Origin of the sequence: Criibacterium bergeronii, assembly GCF_001693775.2 — a bacterium.
GTDB classification, from domain to species: Bacteria; Bacillota; Clostridia; order Peptostreptococcales; family Filifactoraceae; genus Peptoanaerobacter; species Peptoanaerobacter bergeronii.
Genome location: NZ_MBEW02000052.1, coordinates 1 through 4,021 on the forward strand (window position 1 = coordinate 1; position 4,021 = coordinate 4,021).

Consider the following 4,021-nt stretch of genomic DNA (forward strand, 5'->3'; position numbering starts at 1 on the left):
ATGTAAGAAATACATCGTTACAATGATTCTTCTGTAATTTAAGTCCCTTTGCATCGTGCCATTCATCACTTCCCTTTGCTCCTGAAACAGCATGAGAATGACCTCCGATTCCATACTCATCTTTTAAGAAATTTGCTTTTTCCTGCAAGGTATGATTTTCTTTGAAAAACTTAGTAATTCGCTCTTTTCCCTTATCGACTCCACTTCCCCTTGAAATCGTAGCAAGGACTTCATCTTCTGTAATAAAGCCATGTACTTTTGGAAGTTCAGTTAGGTTAGAGATATATTCCTTTCTTGGAAGTGCAAGCTCCTGTAATTTCTGATAAAGGCTATCTACCTTGTGATAATGAAACCTTAGTATGCCCCTATCCTCTCTATATGCTCTCAAGAAACGACCATATTCAGAAATAACATTTTTTAGGTAGTCGGGATTTTTAAGTTTTTCGGATAGCACTCCTGTTTCTTTCGGAAAGCCTCCACCTCTTTCTATAAAGTCAAAATAACCCTGTGCTTTTCCTTCTTCACTTAAATCGTGGTATAGATACCATAGCGATTCTGAAACTCTATCTCTTTCATAGTCCTGTGCTTCCAAAATCTCTATATTTGCAGCAAACTCTCCTGTTTCTAAAAGCTCACTGATTCTTCTTGCAGCATTACTCCAGCTTAAAATTTGCGTATCATCTTCTCTTGCAGAAGTTCCATAAGCTAAATGAATGCCTTTATCCGAATACCAGGAAGATACTTCTGCTCCATTAAGAAATAAACCGTTTCCACCTCTAAATGTATCTTTAAGGTATTCTCCCAATGCTTCTACTGTTTTACCTTTGGAAAATTCAGCAATGATAGGAAGTCTTTCGCCCTCATGGTTTCCACCGTTTACAAGAATACTGTCAATATCATTTTGAGTAAGAGGTATTGTAAGTTTAATCTGTCCTGATCTGTTTTCGGGTAAAGAAAAAGAAGCCTTATCAGCTTCTCTTATCTCTTTATCCGTATTTTCTTTTAGATTTCCACTACTTCCTTGATTGTCATTTCTTTGAGGGCTGAAATCATTGCTTTGTACTGCGGATGGCTCTCGTCCTCTATCTGCCAAGCCATCATCAGTTTCGGCTTCTCTGCTCTCATAAACTCTATCGCCTGTTTCTGAGTATCCATCAGGTGTTTTGTCAGCTTCTTCTCCTTGTATAGATCCACTAACATCTCGAAGTTGCTCTGCTCCTCGCTGCTTGAAAGATAATCCAGCCTCATCACTGCGTATGTCGGATTCGGATATTCCCTCATAAAGTCCGTCTCTTCCTCTAACTGATTCAGTGTATTCTCTTTGATTTTCTCTATTATCTCGTCCGTACTCTCCATTTCGGAAAATTCGCTCGTTTTCACTAATTCTTTCCTGATCATCTCGTCGAAGTACATTTTCTTCTACCTCCTCTAATTCTTCTTTTATTTTATTATATCCTGCTTCTTTACCTCTTAAAACTTCTTTTTGCAGCTCTAACTCTTTACTCTTTTGAATGGTCGCATCAATTATATTTCCACTAATGTCTGATACGATTTCTCCCAAGCTCATAAGGGAAATACTGTCAAGCATTGCAAAGTTTTCCTTTAAAAGTTCATTATCCATAGGATAGTCTAACTTAAATCTTGAAGCTACTGCATAGCTTACTGAATCCCTAACAAATTTAGTAAAAGATATTCTGTCCTCATCGGATATTCTAAGCTCATTTATCAAGCTATCTATTTTTTCATCTCCGTAGAACCTGCTTAAAGAAAAGATATTTTCTAAGGTGCTTTCGCTTTCTTCATAGCCCTCAGCTTTTATCATTTCTTTTAATACATCTCTATGAGCTTCTTTATCAAATCTCCAAAGATTTACCTCATTGACATCTCGGTTTCTTGAAACAGTCTGACTTATATCAAAGATATAGTCCACTTTTTTGTATGTGCCATAATCCTCTAAAATGGGGATACCTTTTTGTCCACGCATAACCGTTCTGTTAAAGCGTTCTCTCCAGTAATCAAACTTGGCACAAGCTGTCGCTTCAGGATTTTTATCATAAATACTTAACTGACTTCTAAAATCGTATCTTTGATTATTGCCTACAACTTTTAAGAGCTTCAGATACTCTGCTTCATTATGCAGAATATCTTGTTTTACAAGCTCTAAAATGTTATGAAAATCATTTATTCGCATTCTTACCTCCTTCTTTTTTACAACAAAAAAGGCGGTTAGATTTTACTCTAATCACCTTTGAATTCTGTGTGTTTGTTTACTTCTATTTTATCACTACCCATTTACCAGCTTTCGTAGAACCTTCTCTTTCTATGATTCCATGAGCTTTTAGGTTTCTTATATGATAGCGGACTCCATCTGCTGTAATATCTTGTATTTCTTCAGCAATTTGTTCAGCAGTAATATTTGGATTGCTCTCCATAAGTTTAACTATCTGAGCTTGAATACTACCTTTTTCTTTGGTAGTTTCTTTGGTAGTTTCTTTAGTAGTGCTACCATTAAACTCTTTCAAAAATTCAACATTGATCCCCATAACTGCATTTGTATAGTTATCTTCTTCATTCTCCGGATAAAATTTAAGCTCAGGAGAGTCATTTTCTAATAGTGCATCTTTCGCACGCCTTATGCCTGAACCGTAAGACTCTATTAAGTTAAGGGAAAAGAACATATCTTTCAGCTCTTTATTAAGATATTGCCTTCTATCAAAACTTCTATCTCTATTAAGTGCTTCGATTGTTACCGGCGGGAGTGGTCTATTATGGTTCACAAAAGAAATTCTGTCTTTGTATATATAGATACCTACATACTCAGGCGTATCATATTCCTTGTGTAAGATAGCATTTGTAGCAAGCTCCTCAAATGCTGTAAGCGGATAGTTAAAGATAATTTTATGCTCGATTTTATCAGCTTCCCTTATTGTATATGAAGCCATGATATTATCTTCAAAATACTTGCTGACTTGTTTTACTTGTATCCAAACAGGCCCATCAAATCTTTTTGATTCCATTTTATCCGTTCCGTCAATTTCTCTTATAACTTCAACATGGGCATTGGGAATAAATTTATTTGGTGTTTCTGCAAACATAAGCACAGCAAAATTCTTGGCTCTATAACCTCCGTACTCACTTTCACTTACAAGTCCCATACTCTTTGCCATATCAAGTTTGGACATCTCTCTAATATCTTTTTTCGCTCCCGTTTGAAGCAGATACTCTTTCATGTACTCATAGCTTAAGTCATCTATGGTTGCTGTATCATTGAGGTTAGAGCTAAAAGAAAAGCCTGCAAATTTCTTTAATAACTCAAATTCTTCCGTAGGGTTAGGAAGTCTTGAATCTCTCCCGACTCTGATATATCTTCCTGCCTTTAATCTAATATTTTTGTCTTTTTCTGCCTTTTCACTTGTCTGAAACGGTCCACCTGAAGTGCTTTCAACAGCAACAACGATATAATACTTATCATCAATCGTGTCTGAAATAATATGATAGGTGATTTTAGGATGAATGTTGGAAAGAAGTGATTTTAATTCATTTTCAATGCCTTCAAGTTTTGATTCTGCTATCCCTTCAATCGGTCTCTTGGGAATTGCCTTATCACCGGTTTCTTTATCATCTACTTCCTCTATACCGACAAACAACAAACCAATCTCATCGTTCATATAATTGTTGGCAAAGGCACAGGCAGTTTTTAGAATTTTATCTTTAAAATTTGCCGACTTTTTATATTCAATAAAACTGCTTTCTATATTTTGGTTTTCAAGAATGTTATGAGCCATTCTCTTTATATCTAAAAGCTGCATAATACCTCCTCTTTTCAAAAAATCTATCAATATATTATAGCATTTTTAGGGCATTTTTTCCACCTTGACATTAGTGCCATCTTACTTGATATAAGTTGAAATCACTTCTTTTATCTCATTTTCAATCGCTTTTAAAAATTTTTCCTTTGAAGATTTTCCCTGTGCAATATCCGATAACTCCATTTCCCACTTTGCTGTTGTTTCTGCTGATT

1 protein-coding gene and 1 pseudogene are annotated in these 4,021 nt (G+C 35.5%); both read right to left on the reverse strand.

Features of this window, described 5'->3' with window-relative positions:
- Positions 1-2,191: pseudogene (locus tag BBG48_RS10510) on the reverse strand (helicase-related protein); the annotation flags it as partial.
- Between the two features lie 82 nt (positions 2,192-2,273).
- Positions 2,274-3,809 (reverse strand): AlbA family DNA-binding domain-containing protein, encoded by a 1,536-nt coding sequence (locus BBG48_RS10515; RefSeq protein WP_068914297.1) that lies wholly within the window; start codon positions 3,807-3,809, stop codon positions 2,274-2,276.
- Positions 3,810-4,021: the final 212 nt, after the last annotated feature.

What these genes read in the sequence shown, in the direction of transcription:
- BBG48_RS10515 (WP_068914297.1), bottom strand. Translation starts at nt 3,809, where the DNA reads ATGCAGCTTTTAGATATAAAGAGAATGGCTCATAACATTCTTGAAAAC.